The organism is Halomonas profundus (assembly GCF_020865425.1).
GTDB classification, from domain to species: Bacteria; Pseudomonadota; Gammaproteobacteria; order Pseudomonadales; family Halomonadaceae; genus Vreelandella; species Vreelandella titanicae.
In genome coordinates this window covers 1,245,567-1,262,608 of the sequence record NZ_CP086344.1, presented here as the reverse complement: position 1 = coordinate 1,262,608, position 17,042 = coordinate 1,245,567, and the positions used below count along the sequence as shown (strand labels likewise).

General features: G+C 53.5%; 21 protein-coding genes. 9 read left to right on the top strand and 12 right to left on the bottom strand.

Translation table 11 applies throughout. The features are described from left to right. The first annotated feature begins 274 nt into the window (after positions 1-274). The gene (locus LMS44_RS05695; protein WP_190373752.1) at positions 275-580 is read left to right on the top strand and encodes a hypothetical protein; all 306 of its coding nucleotides are present in this window, start codon (positions 275-277) and stop codon (positions 578-580) included. 356 nt (positions 581-936) lie between these two features. On the opposite strand, the gene LMS44_RS05690 is transcribed toward LMS44_RS05695, so the two are convergent. Then, positions 937-1,821, bottom strand: coding sequence for a LysR family transcriptional regulator (locus LMS44_RS05690; RefSeq protein ID WP_223827998.1), 885 nt, complete (start codon positions 1,819-1,821; stop codon positions 937-939). Positions 1,822-1,928: 107 nt separating this feature from the next. Between LMS44_RS05690 and LMS44_RS05685 the strand changes: the two genes are divergently transcribed. After that, a complete protein-coding gene (locus tag LMS44_RS05685) occupies positions 1,929-2,948 on the top strand; it encodes an NADP-dependent oxidoreductase (protein WP_498947061.1) in 1,020 nt (339 codons plus the stop codon). Here the strand turns inward: LMS44_RS05685 and LMS44_RS05680 are convergent. After that, positions 2,915-3,850 carry a LysR family transcriptional regulator gene (locus LMS44_RS05680; RefSeq protein WP_498947059.1) on the bottom strand — a complete coding sequence of 312 codons (936 nt, stop codon included), beginning with the start codon at positions 3,848-3,850 and terminating at the stop codon, positions 2,915-2,917. The genes LMS44_RS05685 and LMS44_RS05680 overlap by 34 nt on opposite strands. 160 nt (positions 3,851-4,010) lie before the next feature. Between LMS44_RS05680 and LMS44_RS05675 the strand changes: the two genes are divergently transcribed. The 3 genes from LMS44_RS05675 (at position 4,011) to LMS44_RS05665 (ending at position 4,909) form a co-directional block, all read left to right on the top strand. Further along, positions 4,011-4,250, top strand: a complete 240-nt coding sequence (locus LMS44_RS05675) for a hypothetical protein (RefSeq protein ID WP_498947057.1) — start codon at positions 4,011-4,013, stop codon at positions 4,248-4,250. A gap of 156 nt (positions 4,251-4,406) precedes the next feature. Beyond that, on the top strand, positions 4,407-4,658 hold the full coding sequence (locus tag LMS44_RS05670; RefSeq protein WP_498947055.1) for a type II toxin-antitoxin system Phd/YefM family antitoxin: 252 nt from the start codon (positions 4,407-4,409) through the stop codon (positions 4,656-4,658). Then, complete coding sequence (locus tag LMS44_RS05665) at positions 4,655-4,909, top strand: Txe/YoeB family addiction module toxin (protein ID WP_022520614.1); 255 nt, start codon at positions 4,655-4,657, stop codon at positions 4,907-4,909. Before LMS44_RS05670 ends, LMS44_RS05665 begins: the two co-directional genes overlap by 4 nt. Before the next feature lie 255 nt (positions 4,910-5,164). On the opposite strand, the gene LMS44_RS05660 is transcribed toward LMS44_RS05665, so the two are convergent. From LMS44_RS05660 to LMS44_RS05620, 9 genes are all read right to left on the bottom strand, one after another. Continuing rightward, positions 5,165-5,620, bottom strand: coding sequence for a GNAT family N-acetyltransferase (locus tag LMS44_RS05660; RefSeq protein WP_498947052.1), 456 nt, complete (start codon positions 5,618-5,620; stop codon positions 5,165-5,167). Positions 5,621-5,709: 89 nt separating this feature from the next. Next, positions 5,710-6,294, bottom strand: coding sequence for an HD domain-containing protein (locus LMS44_RS05655; RefSeq protein ID WP_498947050.1), 585 nt, complete (start codon positions 6,292-6,294; stop codon positions 5,710-5,712). Positions 6,295-6,413: 119 nt separating this feature from the next. Beyond that, complete coding sequence (locus tag LMS44_RS05650; protein WP_041157803.1) at positions 6,414-6,776, bottom strand: DUF1304 domain-containing protein; 363 nt, start codon at positions 6,774-6,776, stop codon at positions 6,414-6,416. Positions 6,777-6,839: 63 nt separating this feature from the next. After that, positions 6,840-7,265 carry a GNAT family N-acetyltransferase gene (locus LMS44_RS05645; protein ID WP_236557256.1) on the bottom strand — a complete coding sequence of 142 codons (426 nt, stop codon included), beginning with the start codon at positions 7,263-7,265 and terminating at the stop codon, positions 6,840-6,842. Positions 7,266-7,661: 396 nt separating this feature from the next. Then, positions 7,662-8,813, bottom strand: a complete 1,152-nt coding sequence (locus LMS44_RS05640) for an IS91 family transposase (RefSeq protein ID WP_498947048.1) — start codon at positions 8,811-8,813, stop codon at positions 7,662-7,664. Continuing rightward, positions 8,806-9,663, bottom strand: coding sequence for a tyrosine-type recombinase/integrase (locus tag LMS44_RS05635; RefSeq protein ID WP_498947046.1), 858 nt, complete (start codon positions 9,661-9,663; stop codon positions 8,806-8,808). The genes LMS44_RS05640 and LMS44_RS05635 overlap by 8 nt, the downstream gene beginning before the upstream one ends. 418 nt (positions 9,664-10,081) lie before the next feature. Beyond that, positions 10,082-10,270: a tautomerase family protein gene (locus tag LMS44_RS05630; protein WP_498947044.1), complete on the bottom strand. Its 189-nt coding sequence runs from the start codon at positions 10,268-10,270 to the stop codon at positions 10,082-10,084. Between the two features lie 372 nt (positions 10,271-10,642). Next, a complete protein-coding gene (locus LMS44_RS05625; protein WP_039859267.1) occupies positions 10,643-11,830 on the bottom strand; it encodes a pyridoxal phosphate-dependent aminotransferase in 1,188 nt (395 codons plus the stop codon). Between the two features lie 10 nt (positions 11,831-11,840). Then, positions 11,841-12,518, bottom strand: coding sequence for a TetR family transcriptional regulator C-terminal domain-containing protein (locus LMS44_RS05620; protein WP_022520621.1), 678 nt, complete (start codon positions 12,516-12,518; stop codon positions 11,841-11,843). A gap of 324 nt (positions 12,519-12,842) precedes the next feature. Between LMS44_RS05620 and LMS44_RS05615 the strand changes: the two genes are divergently transcribed. From LMS44_RS05615 to LMS44_RS05600, 4 genes are all read left to right on the top strand, one after another. Next, positions 12,843-13,613 (top strand): ABC transporter ATP-binding protein, encoded by a 771-nt coding sequence (locus LMS44_RS05615; RefSeq protein WP_022520622.1) that lies wholly within the window; start codon positions 12,843-12,845, stop codon positions 13,611-13,613. A 71-nt stretch (positions 13,614-13,684) separates the two neighbouring features. After that, a complete protein-coding gene (locus LMS44_RS05610; protein WP_498947042.1) occupies positions 13,685-14,461 on the top strand; it encodes a type 2 periplasmic-binding domain-containing protein in 777 nt (258 codons plus the stop codon). Positions 14,462-14,527: 66 nt separating this feature from the next. Then, positions 14,528-15,247: an ABC transporter permease gene (locus tag LMS44_RS05605; protein WP_027959867.1), complete on the top strand. Its 720-nt coding sequence runs from the start codon at positions 14,528-14,530 to the stop codon at positions 15,245-15,247. 9 nt (positions 15,248-15,256) lie between these two features. Next, entirely contained in the window at positions 15,257-16,090 is an 834-nt protein-coding gene (locus tag LMS44_RS05600) for an ABC transporter permease (protein WP_278370766.1), read from the top strand. Between the two features lie 153 nt (positions 16,091-16,243). Here the strand turns inward: LMS44_RS05600 and LMS44_RS05595 are convergent, their stop codons facing one another. Then, positions 16,244-17,011 (bottom strand): class II aldolase/adducin family protein, encoded by a 768-nt coding sequence (locus tag LMS44_RS05595; protein ID WP_278370765.1) that lies wholly within the window; start codon positions 17,009-17,011, stop codon positions 16,244-16,246. Positions 17,012-17,042: the final 31 nt, after the last annotated feature.

Here is a 17,042-nt window from a genome sequence, read left to right as displayed (position 1 = left end):
ACCAGCTTTAACTTAACCTATTGCCCTACCCATAAGCAAAGGCGAAATTCATACGTATAATCTACTCACCATATTCTATAAATCGCCCTTGCATCTCTCCCTCCTCCTAGAGTCCACCAACGAACAGCTTGACGGGGTGCCGGTGAAATCCGACTGAGCTGGCTCAGGGCGTAGCAACTAATGCTGCCGAGCGCTGATCCCGCTGTACCTGATCCGGCTAATGCGCTGCTGCTTACTTGAGTTGCGGCGCGGGTACCGGCGTAGGGATCAAGCGATGGCCCCGGCGCATCTTCACACCACCCTTCCGCGCCATTTCCTCGATCTTTTCCGCCTGCCCTTCGGGTCATTACCATTAGAGGCAACATGGACTACCGCTTTACTGATCTCTACTGCTTTCCAGAAGGATTGGCACGCCTATATTGAGCACGATGTTGGCCTGTTGCGAAGCGCTGAAACGCTGCCGAAAGCGATGCAAAACTGCTGTTCGCTAACTCCAGAGATCTGTATGTATCAAGTCCTAGGCATTCAAAAAATGTCTCGTTTATTTGCTCTATTTTGCCTAGTTATTTTAAGCACCTAAGTTTGTGCGCTTATTCGAGATATTTAGTGATGCTGCCACTTCTTGCGCTGTAGCCAAAGCATTGCAACGACAGCTTGGCATGGGTCAGGCCCCACTGTTTCAGAGTATTTATAAATCACCCTTGGTCAGAAAGTTTTTCCCTCCTATGGATGGAGACTGGCAGGTAACCATCCGTTCGAACTGGCATTTGGTTTTGCGCCAGACCACAGGGCTATTGGCACTGTAGCGGCAAATTCCCAGGGTAGCTGTGCGTGGCTCGGATCGCTGACGCAAAGGAACGGAGAACGACAATCCTGGTGAGCTTTCGGCCAGCAGCCGCCGTCAAAATGGCGCTCACCGAAACGACACAAAGCTGTTCAAAGTCGTTCGATCAACATATCGATAAAGGCGCGTACAGCGGGGTTGGTGCTACGACTCTGTGGCCATAGCGCAATGATATTATGCCGCTCTACATCGAAGTCGGGCAGGATTGGTACCAGTTCCTCTCGCCTAACCCGCTGGGCAGCCATGAAACTTGCAACCATCCCGATACCTGCACCCGTGGCCATAGCAGCTATGACGGCTTCGCTTGAATCAACGATAACAGGGGAAGATGGCACTATTTCGATCTCCTTCTCGCCGATCCGGAACGGCCAGCGAAACATTTGCCCCGTACTTTGGTAGCGCAAATTGATCGTTTCGTGCCCCACCAGTTCATCTGGATGCTCGGGAGCACCATACCTAGCCAGGTAGTCTGGCGAAGCGTAGCAAGAGAGCCTGTAAGGCGAGAGTCGCCTGGACAACAGTGACGAATCCGCAAGGTCACCGATCCGCACTGCAAGATCAATGCTCTCTTCAACCATACCGACGATGTGGTCGCTCAGCCGCAGGTCGATCGTTACCTTCGGGTAGTGTCTTCGAAAATCCGTAATAGCAGGAGCAATCAGATGCAGACCCAGTGGAAGTGATGTCGCAATTCGTAATGTGCCTGCGGGCTCGGAACGAGCGGACTTCACTACCTGCTCTATCTCTTCTGCTTGGCGCAGCAGCTCTAGCACACGCCCATGCAAGTCGCGGCCCTCGGCCGTGAAAGACAGCGAGCGTGTCGTACGAGTGAAAAGAGAGACGCCGAAGTGACGCTCCAACCGCTGGATGCTTTTGCTTATCGCAGAGGGCGAAACAGACAGCGAGCGCGCCGCAGCGGTGTAGCTGCCTAAGGAGCCGGCGCGTGCAAATGCGATAAGCCCTGTGAGGCGTTCCAATCCGATTTGTTCCTTCATGGAATTATTAAAACGAATCTACGCACCATTATCAATGACAAGGAACTTCCTTACTATTTGCCATGTGACTATTCTTGAGTGAGGTTGTGATGAACGACATGATGAAAGCAGTGCAGCTGCATAGTTTCGGTGGCCCAGAGGTCTTGCTTTACGAAGATACGCCCCGACCCGAAGTACAAACCGGTGAAGTGCTTATTCAGGTTAATGCGGCAAGTCTTAACCCACCAGACCTTTACCTGCGCGACGGCTATCGGGCGCTACCTCCAGAATGGCAGCCTAGCCCACATTTCCCGTTGATATTGGGCACTGATGTGTCAGGGGTCGTTGCTGCCATTGGCGACGAGGTTTTCAAGGTCAGCGTAGGTGACCACGTCTTTGCAATGGTGCGTTTCCCCGAAGACCTGATGACGGGCAGCGGCGCCTATGCCGAATATGTCAGCGTTCCTGAAAGCCACCTAGCGTTGAAGCCAAAGGGCATTTCTCATGTCGAGGCAGCAGGTGCCCCAATGTCACTGCTTACTGTCTGGCAGTTTCTGGTTGATCCTGGTAATGACCTACCCAATCCATTCCAGGCATTTCGGCATGTGCCTGTCCCACTCGAAGGCAAGACCGTCTTGATCAATGGAGCTAGCGGTGGCGTGGGGCATCTAGCGGTTCAAGTCGCTAAATGGAAAGGGGCGCGTGTGATCGCGGTTGCTTCAGGTAAGCATGAAGAGCTTCTTCGCGAGCTGGGTGCTGACGACTTCATTGATTACACCAAGGCAGCCGCCGAAACGGTCGCTCATGATGTAGATCTGGTGCTTGACGCTGTGGGTGGCCCGAACATGGAACGCTTCCTCAGCATTATTAAACCAAGCGGCTCGCTCTTTCTGGTCAACCCCTTGGGCTTTTCTGCCAGGAATGAAGCCGACAAGCTAGGGATTACGGTTTCCTCACTACAGGTGCACTCAAACGGAATGCTGCTGGCACAGGCCAGTCGCTTGCTCGACGACCGTACCATTCGGATCGTGATCGACAGTACCTATTCGTTGGCAGAAGCATCGGCTGCACATCAGAGAGCTATGCAAGGCGGCGTTCAAGGTAAGGTCGTGCTTGTCGTTAAACAGTAACCGGCCAAGCGTTGTTTCTGAGCGCGAACCACTTCTGTCAGAAAATCCATCAAGGCATGAATCCTCACTACGCCTCGTAGATCCGGGTGCATCAGAAACCACAAACCGTATTCCAGCTCGGGGATGGGATCAGTGAGCTGGATAATGTCCGGATCTTCGTCCGCCAAATAACAGGGCAGAACACCCAGCCCCATACCGGAGCTAACAGCGCTGAGTATATTGACCAGCGTATCGACACGGTAGACACAGGCCGCTTTCAGCGCGTTGTTGTCCATCCACTGATCCAGTGCTGAGTCCTGCAATCGCGGACCAGCACCAATCCAGGGCTGGCTAGCAAGGGCCTTGATGGAAGCTCCTGGTGACAGATTGAGGCTTCGATGTCCGTAGACCGCCTGCCCTATGGCCGTCAGCGGTCGCCCAATCAGATTTTCAGGAGGAGCATTGGACGGGCGGATGGCGACGTCAGCTTCTCTGCGTGTCAGATTGAATAGCTGGTTGGATACGGCGACGTCCAGCACGATGCCTGGATATTTATGCTGAAACTGCGTGAACAGAGGAGAGAGCAGCCCCATCAACAAAGAGTCCGTTGTGGTGAGCCAGATTTCCCCTCTCGGCTCCAAGTCGCGCCCAGCGACTTTACGTTCGGCAGCCAAGGCTGCTTCATCCATGATTCTGGCGGTTTCAGCGAGCTCTTCTCCAGCAAGCGTTGGCCGGTAACCGGTTCGGCTTCTTTCAAAAAGAGAAACACCAAGGCGCTGTTCGATATCACCCAGCCGTCGGAAAACCGTAGCGTGACTGACGCCCAAGGCGCGTGAGGCACCCGATAGCGAACCTGCAGTTGCGATTGCCAGGACGACCTCAAAGTCGTTCCACGCCAGGTGACTTCTTGTTTTCTGTGTCATGGCAGAAGGTTGCCTGAGATTCTTACCTGTTCGTTTTTGCAAAGTTAATAATCACTTTCATGGAATACCTTGCAGCTTAGAACAAGCTTAGCATGCACCTGAACACATGAGATAACCCAATCGCCCCGGGAACAGGGACGATATGATGGAGGTCAGGCGCATGATGAACTCAACAAAAGTCCAGAACCTGCAACACCACGGCTCGTTACCCCGCTGCGATAACGATGCCGTGTCAGAAGGAAGTGCCGACAATTTGCTCAAGGGAAGCATCCCTTCCAGATACCGCGATGGGCGGGGAGGCGTCGATCTTGAGCGTGTGCGGCTGGATCAGCAAGAAGCTCGACGACAGGTAATCCAGGCGATGGTACGACGTATCGAAAAGCTATGGCGTCTGCGTTGAGACAACGCATTAGCAAACAAGCTGCCAACACGCGTAACTCTCCAATGGATTCGAATCCGCAAAGCGGCGGAAAACCGAGCGCTGTGCAGTTGATTGTCAAGCCTCACTACGTACTATATCCTGTACACTAACAACATCCTGTACAGGAGCAACCTTATGGATGCTATCAGCTACACAGCCGCTAGAACCAATCTAGCAAAAACCATGGAGCAGGTCTGTGAAGACCATTCACCTATGATCATCACCCGAAGCAAGGCGCAATCCGTGGTAATGATCTCTCTCGAAGACTATGAGGCGCTGCAAGAGACAGCCTATCTTCTGCGCGCACCTAAGAACGCCCGCCGTTTGCTGGAATCCGTTGCCGAATTGGCACAAGGTGGTGGTCAGGAGAAGGAACTTCTTGAATGAAACTAATCTTCTCCGAGAGCGCCTGGGAAGACTATCTGTACTGGCAGAAAACCGACAAGAAGATTCTTAACCGAATTAACAAGTTAATCAAAGAGACCAAACGAGAGCCATTTGAAGGGGTCGGCAAACCAGAGCCTCTCAAACACAGTCTCGCCGGTTATTGGTCTCGGCGAATCAACGAAGAACACCGAATGGTTTACAAAGTCACGGATGACGCTTTGCTAATTGCCCAACTCCGATATCACTACTGATTTAACGCAGCATTAAGGTGTAAGCAACGCTGCCACCTAACCTAAAACATTGTGCCGTAAAAACGACACCCAGCCTTGAGCTGAAAATGCCAAGCGTTGCGATTCACTCTTAAACGCTTTGTTATGACGCTGAGCTTTGAGTCAGTTAATTTAATCGTGTGCCATAACGTTTTGTTAAGGGGTGGGCTTTAGCCCGTCCCAGCGAGCACAGTGAACGGTTTGAACCACTTGTTGGATGGTGCCAATATGACCTCACTATTTATTAGGGAAGTATTCAAGTATCTCATCTTCCGCATCATCAAATAGACCAGTTGAACGCCAGCCTAGGTGTCGATAAAAGCCATATGAACGAGCTTTCGCATCGGATGAACACCCGAGGAAAAGTCGTTCAAACCCGAAAGAGTTGAAAGACTCAATCATTTTATTCAATAGTGCTTTGCCAACACCTTTACTTTCATATTCTGGCAATAGTGCCAAAACAACAATTTCTCCGGTTTCGCTATCACCGACGCAATAGCCAATAATCTTTCCTTCACTAACACCAACGTAACCAGGTAAGGAGCCATCGCTAATTCCTGCTTTCCAGCTCTCTAAAGTAATACCGAGTTCTTCCAATTGTTCGACAGAGAAAGCGTTTTCTCTCGTCTTTCCTCTCAAGGCAATGCATTCGGCCGCATCGTCAGGTGTTGCCATCCTGTATGCAACTTTCATTAGGAGCTCCATTTTAGTGCTTGGTTGTAGATCTAACGCCGTTCAGCACGCGCGGCTACGAAATGAAGGTGTCGCCGTGACGGACCTGGTTAGGAGTTCTTTAGCCAGCCTTGATCCACGGCGTACTCAACCTTTGAAATAAACCAGTCGTATATTTCTGAGTTTTCCTGCTCTATGAACCCATGCATTTTCAGCACTTGGCTCTTCCGTATGCCATGGTCTCTCCAGGCACGACCCTCGCTCGTTACATTGTGCAGAAAGGGTAATAGACGGTCGATGACTTTCAGAAGCCTTGCTTCCTTAGTTTCCCCAGTCTCTTGCTCTTCCCAGAGCTCTGGAAGAGCTCCGATTGGGTTACCGGGATGAGAAGCCAGTTTCTCGATATATTTACGCTCTTCAATGTGGGCATCATTGCGGTTTGCGCTATAGAGAAATGTATCTCCTGCACCAATCTCACCAAGATCATGCACCAGGGCCAGTTTGAGTAATTTTAAGAGGTCAAAGTCTTCCTGTGACTGCTCCGCAAAAGCCCAGCAAGCCATCGCTAGGTGCCACGAATGTTCTGCTGAGTTCTCAACTCGCTCTCCACCGTTGATGTAGGTTTTGCGGTTTACCGATTTTAACGCATCAAACTGAAGTAAAAATTCCGATATCTGAGTGACTTTTTTGGTCACGTACTCCTCCTAACTCCGAGCACAGCGGCGACCTTGGAATGGTGACGAAGGAGCCATGTAAAGGGTATCCGGCGGTCGCAGGCCGCGTACTGATGCGAATTGTTATGGCGAACCTGCACTTAATGATTAGCGAAAAGAACTAAAAGCAAGCCAATTGCGCCTGGCAATGCCTGCACAAATAGAATTTTCCGGCTCGCTGTTGCTGCGCCGTAGATTCCGGCCACAACAACGCACGCCAAGAAATATAACTTGAAATCGTATCCTGCCGCACCTTGAAAGATACCAACCAAAAGACCGACTGCAATAAAACCGTTATAAAGACCTTGATTCGATGCCAAAACCTTTGTCGTTGCGGCTTGCTCTTTGGAATGACCAAAGACTTTAAGGCCCATCGGCTTATCCCAAAGAAACATCTCCAATATCAAGAAATATCCGTGGAGCAAAGCTACCAATAACACTACCAAATCAGTAATCATTGCCATGTGCACTTACCTACTTTTGAGACATAACACCACAATCACGCGCTTGTCGCGTGCATTGCATTGTTAAACCGTTCGTTGGCATGACGTATCGCCAGAAAATTCGAGAGTGAGTCTCAGCATATCTTTATGCTGAACTCCATTTTCAAAGATTGGCTCAGGATAGTTCTTCAAAAAGAAACCCTTATCAATACAGTCCACTCTAAAACCCTGCCTTTGGTAGAAGGTCAGTTGGTAACCGAAAGTACCGGTTCCGACCTCTAGGCCCTTTGCACCTGACTCCTGCATTTTATCGATAACTGTTTCCAAAAGTCGCGTTCCGATGCCACGCTGTTGATGCGATGGAGAAACAGCAATATTCATCAATTCCAATATTCCTGCTCCGATTGGCTTGAGAACACAAGATCCGATCACCTCGTCGTTGGTATATGCAACAAAACACCTTGCCTGATCCAGGTACTCTTTGATGGCCTTTTCAGATGGATCTGCCAAAAGAAGTAGATCTATCGGAACCTCTGAAGGTGGAACTTCGTCTATTCGCAACGGTATTTACACCCCCGAAACTCGGTATTAGGTTTAACAGTTAAGCATTTATTCGCCGTGCGAAGCATGGCGAATAAATGCCTGTTGGACTAAGGCGCGTCCATCAGGCAGCTATTTAATAGGGGATTGTATTGATCAGCGTGCGGCCTGAGGTACCAAGCCGTGCATTGGCATGTCTGGGGTAACGCGCTCTGATCGTGAGTTTCGCCATCATTTCAGCACTTCCAAATCTAATTTAACCCAATGTAGCGCGCCTGATGGCTAAAATCCATCATCGGGACGAGCTTATCCATGACCCGCTAGCGAGCCGGTTAGCCAAGTCGGTTGTCGTCGTAGGGCGTTACATCATGCTCGATAGTGTTGATCCTTATGATTAGACGGTTGATCGTAGGTGTGGCGCTGGGGTGTGAGCGTCCCGATCATCCGCAATGTGGGTTGCTTGCAATGTGGACAGGTGTAGGCCAGCTCCGCATCGCTGGCAGCCATATCGGCATCCGGTGCTTGCTCAACCACAGCTAGCGCTCGACGAACCTGCATCAGACGTTGCCGACGGCAGCGATTGGCCAGAAAACCGTAGTGACGCACCCGCATCAGTCCTTTGGGCAGGATGTGGAGCAGGAAGCGACGCACGAACTCCTCGCCATCGAGGATGAGTTGCTTATGTCGGTCGTGGTCGCGGTAGTCCTTGTAGCGTAGGGTCACCTGGTGCTCATCGACGGTCAGAATACGCGCGTTGCTGATGGCGATCTGGCGCGTGTAGCGCGCCAAGTAGCGAACTACCGTATGAGTGTGTTCAAGGCAGTCCTTGCTGTAAACCACCCAGTCAGTGGCCATCAGCGTGTTCAGTTGAGCATCGACATCTCCGGGCCGGTTTACCCGGTGGAGATCGCCTGCATGGGCGGCCTTGCGCAGAGCGCTCACCATGTGCCCGCGAAAGTGGCGTGACAAGGCCCGCACCGGGAACAAGTAGTTGCTATGGGCTCCACGCCAGCGGCCATCGTCACCCAAGGCACCGCCTGGAACCAAACAGTGCAGATGCACATGCTGGCTCAGGTTCTGGCCCCAAGTGTGAAGCACAGCGATCATCCCCATTTCGCCGTCAAGGCGTTTGGGATCTCGTCCAAACGTGCGTAACGTCTGCCAAGCACTCTGGAACAGCAACCGGTGAATCACCTCGGGATGAAGCTGAACCCAGCCATTAAGGCTATGCGGCAACGTGAATACGACGTGGTAATAGCGCACCGGCAGGATATTGGCCTGCTGACGCTCGGCCCATTGCTCCATGGCGCGGCCTTGACACTGTGGGCAGTGACGATCACGACAGCCAAAGTAGCGTGGCTGTACATGAGCGCAGTCGGAGCACTGTAAGACCATCCCGCCCATCGCCTCCGTTCGGCAGGCCAGCAGATGGGTACACACCCGTTGACGCTGGCGATCAAGACCGGTTGGGTCGAGAAAGCGGGTCAATGCCTGTTGCAAGGTAGCGGCCTTAGTCATGGCTCACCTCCAAGGCGGCCACCAGGTCAATATGACACTGATCTCCCCCTTGCTGGCTCGGTAGCCAGTGCAGGTAGCGCATCGTCGACTGGAGGTGACGGTGGCCCAGTAGTCGCTGGAGCTGATGGACGGGCAGGCCCTGCTCCAGGACATGGGTGGCATAGGCATGGCGCAGACTATGGATGCCACCGACCCGCTCGACCCCGGCCAAGCGCTTGGCTTGGGTAAAGGCCTTCTGCGGCGCACTGGAGTGCAGTGCTTGATCGGGAAACAGAGCGCTCGGGAACAGCCATGTGACTGGCCGGTAGGCGCGCCAGTAATCGCGCAAGCGATCAAGCAGAGTCACCGGTAGTAGCACCATACGATCCTTGCCGCCCTTGCCCTGCGTCACACGGAGTTGGTAACGCTGGCTGTCGATGTCACTAACTCGCAGGTGGCAGACCTCGGTTACACGCAATCCGCAGCCGTAGCACAGTTCGAGCATCATGCGATGCTTGGCGTTTTGGCAGGCGGCCAGGATCCGCCGAACCTCGTCGCGGGTCAGCAGTTCTGGAATCCGCTGCGGTTTTTTGGGGACGGTGAGCGGCACATCAAACGAAGGCCACTGCAACACGTGCAAATACAGGAACCGCACGCCGTGCAGATAGACACGGCAACTGGCGGCGGACAAACCACGCTCCTGAACCAGGTGATTAAAGAAGTGTTGCAGGTCGTCGGTACTCAACGTGTCTGGCGGGCGGTGGAAATAACGTGCTAGTTCAGTGACCACCATCAGGTAGGTGTTGTGGGTACGTTGCGCAAAGCCACGCTGACGCATGGCCGCGATCATCTTCTGTCGCAAGGCAGTCATCGTCGTCACTCCTGTTGTATGACCCACGTGGGTCAATCAACAGTGTGGCCCGATGAGGCAAAAAACGTGGTTCGTCGACAGCTACCGCGAAGCGGTTTAGTTCAACTGTGATTATACACCCCGCTGCATAAGCTCAATAAACGTTTCGGCGCGTTCATTGAGCTTATGTAGCCACCAAAATTAACTCTACCCCATTGATTCTTCAGGTAGCAAAGAAAATTTCGGCAGTACACCCAAGATTCGGGTGCTTGCGCGTTTTGGTTAACTCGACAACGCTGTATATAAGCACACATTTTGTAGGGAGCGGCCCCTATGAAACTGATGGAGCGGGTGAAGGCTACCCTCAGAGTCAAACGCTATACGGATTCAATATCTCGACCTGCCCCACTGATCACCATTGTCCATTCGGGAAAGCTGCTCAGGAACGATCAGAATGTAGCTTCCCACCTTTGGCCCAATGCTCATCATCAAAATTTTGAAGGAAGATTGTTACTGCCTCAGGGCTGGTTCTATATGCTTCTGAAAATGCTTCGGTTATACGCTTAACTAAGAGCTCACGTTGCTCTTTAGTCCTGCCTGGAGACTGCTGAACGGTTACGATTGGCATATAGATCTCCTAATAAAATCAAAGATATATATAGGTTTAAATGAGGCACCCTGAGCAACCTTATTCAACCTGACGGCTCTTCCATTGAAGTTCTATCAACTATATCTTGACTCTACTCCACTCTTTCACAACCAAGCAAAGCCTAATTCGGCAGTATCAACCTTCCCCTTGCATTTCCCCCACCCGCCTCCTGCACTCCACCAACAAAAAGCTTGACGGGGTGCCAGTGATATCAGGCTGGGATCGCGCAAGGTGAGCATTTTGCTGCCAAGCGCTGATCCCGCTAAACCTGATCCGGCTAATGCACTGCCTGTGCAGGCACCGGAGTAGGGGGTTAAATATCACAGTCAACGCATTCTTATATCTTGTCTGTTACGCCTCAAGGTGATGCCCTTCCAGGCTTCGACAAAGCGCTGCCAACCTGTCGACCGCCTGCATCAACACCTCATCCGGCACTGTCAGCGCCAGTCGAATTAGAGATGTAGCACTCTCGCCAAAGGAAGCGCCCGGCATCACCGCCACACCCTGCTCTTCGAGAAGGCGCCAAGCGAAGGCCTCGCCGTCCATACCTGTTTTGGAGATATCGATCATCAGGAACATGCCGCCCTGGGGCAGGCTTGAAGACAGCATGGGGATTTGGCTGATAGCTTCGTGCAGTAGTTTGGCGCGACGTCCCAGCGCTTCGCGCAGACGCTCGGCGGTATCGAAATGCTGGCGCAGGGCTACCTCGGTCATATCAGCGATAAATGGCTGGTTGCCAAACAACATGGTTTCAGAGATGGGCAGCAAGCGGCGCGAGAACTCCACCGGCCCAATTGACCAACCACTACGGAAACCCGTTGCCGCATGGCTCTTGGAGATCGATGACACCACCACGGTTCGCTCTCTTAGGCTGTCGATTTCCAGCGGTGAGACAAAATCACCGTCGAAAATCAACGCTTCATAAACCTCATCACAGAGAATCCACAAATCGTGCTTGATACACAGCTCGCCCAGCTGCACCAAGGTCTTACGATCCAACACCGCGCCGGTAGGATTGTGCGGAGTATTGAGCATTAGCACCCGACTTTCCGGAGTAATAGCGTCGGCCAGATCATCGGGCTGCATGATAAAACTATTCGCCATACGCAGCGGTACTGGTTGTAAATGCGCACCTGCCGCGCGAATAACCCCTTCATAGGTGGCATAGTACGGGTCGCCACTCAACACACCATCGCCTTCACCGACCAGTGCCAGAATGACAGCGAACAATGCAGTTTGGGTGCCGGGAAAACACAGCACGTTCTCTTCGCTGATAGAAGGAAGGCGTGGTGCATAGGTGTCGATAAGCGCATCGACCAATCCCGGTTCACCACGCCCGTTAGAATAGCGCGTTCGCCCCGCCCGCAAAGCATTGATGCAGTGTTCGACAAGAGCCGGGTCTGTGGTGATATCCGGCTCACCGATGCTCAGCTCAATGACCTCTTTGCCTTTGGCTTGATGCGCTCTGGCGGCATTGTGCACCGCCCATTTGTCACCGCCAAGTTCATAAAGACGGTCGGTAATCGCTGCGTAGCGCATGAATAAATCCCTATTGTGTTGCGGGTTGAGAAGACGATTTGTCGACAGCGACATACTGCATCAGTGTGTTATTGGGCAGCGCTAGAATGCCTTCGGCGGCGCTCAACGCGATCTTAGGTAGCAACGCTGTGTCATATAGGCCGTGACCCAGCCCCCCTTCAAGCCACAGGCCATCAATCAGCGCATTCAGCGCAATAGCGTAGTGTTTACAGGTAACGGGGTCTGCCGGACGCTCCAGCGCTAAAAGTACCGGATGGATCAATGTTTCCAGCAAAGCCAGGAATTCTCGATAGCTTTCGCGGTGGATATCGGAATATTCCGGCTCGGTTCGCACGCGACCAATGAAGGTTGCCCACAGTGCGACCTTTCGAGACGACAGGTTCGGCGAGGTTACGTTAGCGACGATAAAGCGTGCCAAGCGCCGCTCTGGCACTTCGCCCGCTTGCTCAGAAGATTCCTCGGCTTCACCCGTCAGTTGGCCAATCAGGTAGGCATAAGCAGCACTCACCATGGCATCTTTAGAGCCGAAGTAATGCCTAATCAGCCCAGCCGTTACCCCTGCACGTTCGGCCACACGACGCGCGCTGGCACCATTCATTCCGTGCTCAGCAATACAGTGCAGCGTGGCTTCGAGTAAGCTGCGCCGCCGTGCATCCATAGACCAGCGCTGAAATGATTTCCTACTCATAATTCCCTTCGTTTCCGCTAAGAAACATCCGCCTAGGCATTTAATGCCACGTAAATTACTTCACAGGATCTACTTCGCATTGTTTCCAGCACATAAGTTAAGCAACTGAATAACCTTGTGAGATCGATACAAAACCTGCCTCAACAGTCGATCACCAACAGCAACCGACTCACCTTTCGTTGAACATTGATGCTTTGAATCTGACCGTACTTGGCTTACAGTTATACTGTCGTATAACAAGGAACTAATTGCAAGCGCCTGCTAAATGATGAAGATGTTTCCCCTCCGGGAGGCAGATGGGCGCCCCCAGAGACGAGACAATCAATGGCAAACGTACCTGCAATAGAGATCCGTGATCTTCACAAACAATTTGGCTCTCTCAAGGTCCTCAAGGGCATCTCCCTGACCGCACGCCAAGGCGATATCGTCGCCATCATTGGTGGATCAGGCTCGGGAAAGTCCACACTACTTCGCTGCATTAATCTGCTGGAGCACCCTACCTCGGGCGAGATAGCTATCCAGGGTGAACCCTATCGCATGAAGGACGCCCGCCATGGCGGTCTTGAAATCGCAGACCGTCGCCAGGTTCAGCGTATTCGCGCTCACCTCGGCATGGTTTTCCAGAACTTCAACCTGTGGCCACACCGTACGGTTCTGGAAAACGTGATCGAGGTGCCTATTCATGTGTTGGGCATGAAGCGCGACGAGGCCATTCATCGCGCTGAGGAACTACTCAACCGAGTGGGACTTGGCAGCAAGAAAGACATATATCCGGCCGTCATGTCCGGCGGGCAACAGCAGCGCGCAGCGATTGCTCGCGTGTTGGCCGTCGACCCGCTGGCCATGCTGTTCGATGAGCCCACATCAGCACTCGACCCGGAGCTGGTCGGCGAAGTGCTATCCGTGATTCGTGACCTAGCAGCCGAGCATCGCACCATGCTGCTGGTGACTCACGAGATGGCGTTTGCGCGTGATGTGGCCACACATGTGGTGTTCCTGCGAGAGGGCATAATCGAAGAACAGGGCCCTCCTGATCAGATTTTTGGTGACCCTCGCTCACCACATTTGAAGCAATTCATCAGTTCGGTGGCCTGACCGCCACCGATATCCCACCACTCCTGCAGATAATCTGGAAGACAACCCCGAAAACAACAGAGGTAATCCCCATGTTCAAGACATTCACTGCTACCGTCGGCCTTATCGGCCTGAGCATTTTCGCTGCCCCTGTGTTGGCAGATAGCTACAAGATCGGGCTATCCGCAGAGCCTTATCCTCCCTTTTATTCACCAGATGCCAGTGGCAACTGGTCAGGCTGGGAAATCGATTTCATCGAGGAGCTGTGTGACCGCCTGGATGCCAAGTGCGAGATCAAGCCAGTGGCCTGGGAAGGCATCATTCCGGCCCTGAAAACCGGCAAGATTGACATGATCATCGGTTCAATGTCGATCACCCCTGAACGTGCCGAACAAATCGCCTTCTCGAATAAGTATTACTCCAGCCCCACCGGCATCCTGGCGCGCAAGTCCACTGACATAGGGCCTACTCCCGAAGGCCTGGAAGGCGCCTACCTGGGCATTCAGTCGGGCACCAACCAAGAGCAGTATGCACGCAAGCATTTCGCAGATAGCGCCAACCTGAATGTCTATCAAACCCTCAACGAAGAGCTACAGGATCTGGTCGCTGGCCGTATTGATGCCATCGTCGCCGACACCCTGGCGGTACAGACCTTTATCAACTCTGAGACTGGCCAATCCTGCTGCGAATACCGCGGCGAGGTGGCCAGCGACCCTGCACTCATGAGCGAAGGCATGGGAGTAGGCCTGCGCCAGAGTGATACCGAACTTCGCGAACGGGTCAATTCAGCCATCGACGCGATGCGCGCCGATAGCACCTATGAAGAAATTAGCGCCCCTTACTTCGACTTTGATATCTACGGCAGCTAATCCCCACCAGCAAAGGCCGCCCACCCAGGCGGCCTTTGCTTTCCAATTTCACAAGGACAAGCCACTATGACGACTGTCTTCGATTTAAGCTTGTTGGCCTATGAACCTCCCGGCTGGGGCAAGGTGCTGCTCGTCGGGTTCATGCGCTCGATCCAGCTGGCGGCGGGTGGCTATTTGCTGGGTATCCTGATCGGCATCGCAGGTGCCGCTGGCAAACTGTACGGCAACAAGGTCGTTCGCGACCTGTTTGAAATCTACACTGTGGTCATTCGTGCCGTGCCCGAATTGGTGCTGATGCTGCTGTTCTACTATGTCGGCACCGATCTTTTAAGTCGTGCTTCAACCGCCATGGGGTTTGGCAGCGTCGATATCGACGGCCTGACCGCCGGGATTCTGGTAATAGGCTTGGTACAGGGCGGCTATGCGACCGAAGTCTTTCGCGGGGCCATTCTCGCCGTCCCCCGCGGGCAGACCGAGGCGGCCCACGCCTTTGGCATGTCGCCCGCCCAGGTGCTGCGTCGGGTCACGCTGCCAGCAATGACACCACATGCCCTGCCCGGCATGGCCAACCTGTGGATGATTGCCACTAAAGACACCGCCCTGCTTGCCGTCATCGGCTTCAGCGAGCTCACACTGGTCACCCGGCAGGCCGCTGGCGCTACGCAGCATTACATTATGTTCTTTCTGGCCGCGGGCGTGCTGTATCTGGCGCTAACGCTGATATCAAACGTGGCCTTGCGCCGCTTCGAACGCTACGCACGGCGTGGTCTTGTCTCTACACGCTGAACTCAAGGAATGCCTGTGTCTGACCCTCAAACTCTGGCGTCGCTTACCCGACCGTCGCGAACGCCCACGTTAACCAAACTGCCGGGCCTACTTGAGCCTCACCGTATTATCCTGCTTTTGATATTCATCGTCGGTCTGGTGGCCGCGATTCAACTGATGGACTGGAGCTGGCTACCCCGCTACTTGCCCAAGCTCTGGGAAGGCCTGCAGATGACTTTGATCATGCTGGTATCCAGCGTGGTGGTGGGCTTTATGATTGCTTTGCCTTTAGGGCTTGCGCAAGTCAAAGGTGCGTGGCCACTGAGATGGCTAGCCACCGGCTTCTGCACCGTCATCCGTGGCACGCCGCTGCTACTGCAGCTGTGGCTGTTCTATTTCGGGCTGGGAGCGCTGTTCGGTCAGTTCCCGGAAATCCGCGACTCCTGGGCCTGGGACTACCTGCGCCAGGCCTGGCCCTATGGCTTCATTGCCCTCACGGTGTCATTTGCCGCCTATCAGGGTGAGGTTATGCGCGGTGCCTTTGCCGGTGTGCCGCATGGCGAGCTGGAAGCCGCCAAGGCTTTCGGCATGTCGCGTCGCAAGGTTTTTAGCCGTGTCTGGTTTCCGCGTGCTGTTCATCGTGCTCTACCAACGCTGACGGGCGAGATCATCCTGCAACTGAAATCCACACCGCTTGTTGCCACCATCACCGTGATGGACTTGTATGCCGTAATCACCCAAGTGCGCCAGACCACTTACCTGACTTACGAACCGTTACTCTTCCTGGTCGCCGTCTACCTCTGCCTGAGCGGCGTCTTGATCGTTGGGCTGCGCTGGCTGGAAAACCGCGTACCACAACACTAATGGTCACGGGCCTGTGCGAGCATCACGTTTGTCAACGCTAATTCAGGACGTGGTATAACCGAAAAGGGGCCGTCCAGCAGCCCCTTTTTGCTTGTATTGATATTCGTATAGTTCTGATACTGGCTTGCTTGCCGTGCTGGCAACCGCGCCGATTTAGTCTTTATAGCTTGGATCCAGCGCCTCAAGCGTGCGCAGGTGCGCGGCCCATTCGAGTTCAAGATCGCCGTCTTCATGAATAGTCTGGTCGTATTGGCGCGCCACGTGGCGCGCCACCTCTTCTGGCACCAGCCGTAAGGGCTGGCCAGTAGACTGCGCCGCCACCTGTAGCTCACAGGCACGCTCAAGATAAAACATATTGTTGAACATCTCTGCAGCCGACGCACCGGTCGTCAGCAGGCCATGGTTACGCAACACCAATGCCGGGTTGTCGCCAAGGCTTGCCACTATTCGCTCACGCTCAGCCAGGTCCAGGGCAATGCCTTCATAATCGTGGTAAGACACCCGTTCGTGAAACTGCAGCGCAATCTGGTTAAGCCGTGTTTCAAGGCCCGACTCCAGCGACGACACCGCCACGCCAGCGCGCGTGTGAGTATGCATCACCCAGGCCGCATGGTGGCTAGCAGTATGAATCGCGGAATGGATGGTGAAACCAGCCGGATTCACTTGTTCTGGGCTGTTATCAATCTTATGGCCATAAACGTCAATCTTCACCAGCGAAGAAGCCGTAATCTCCTCCCAACGCCAACCGTAAGGGTTGATCAGGAAACGTCCCTTCTCACCAGGCACCCGCGCGGTAATATGGGTGTAGATCAGATCCGTCATGCGATAGTGGGCGGCCAGACGATAGCAGGCTGCCAGCGCGATGCGGGTTTCTTGTTCGGCGTTGCTCGTCGTGGTGCGTTGAGGCTTATCGAGACTCATCAGGTGTTCCTTTGCAGCAAAGTGATTGTCA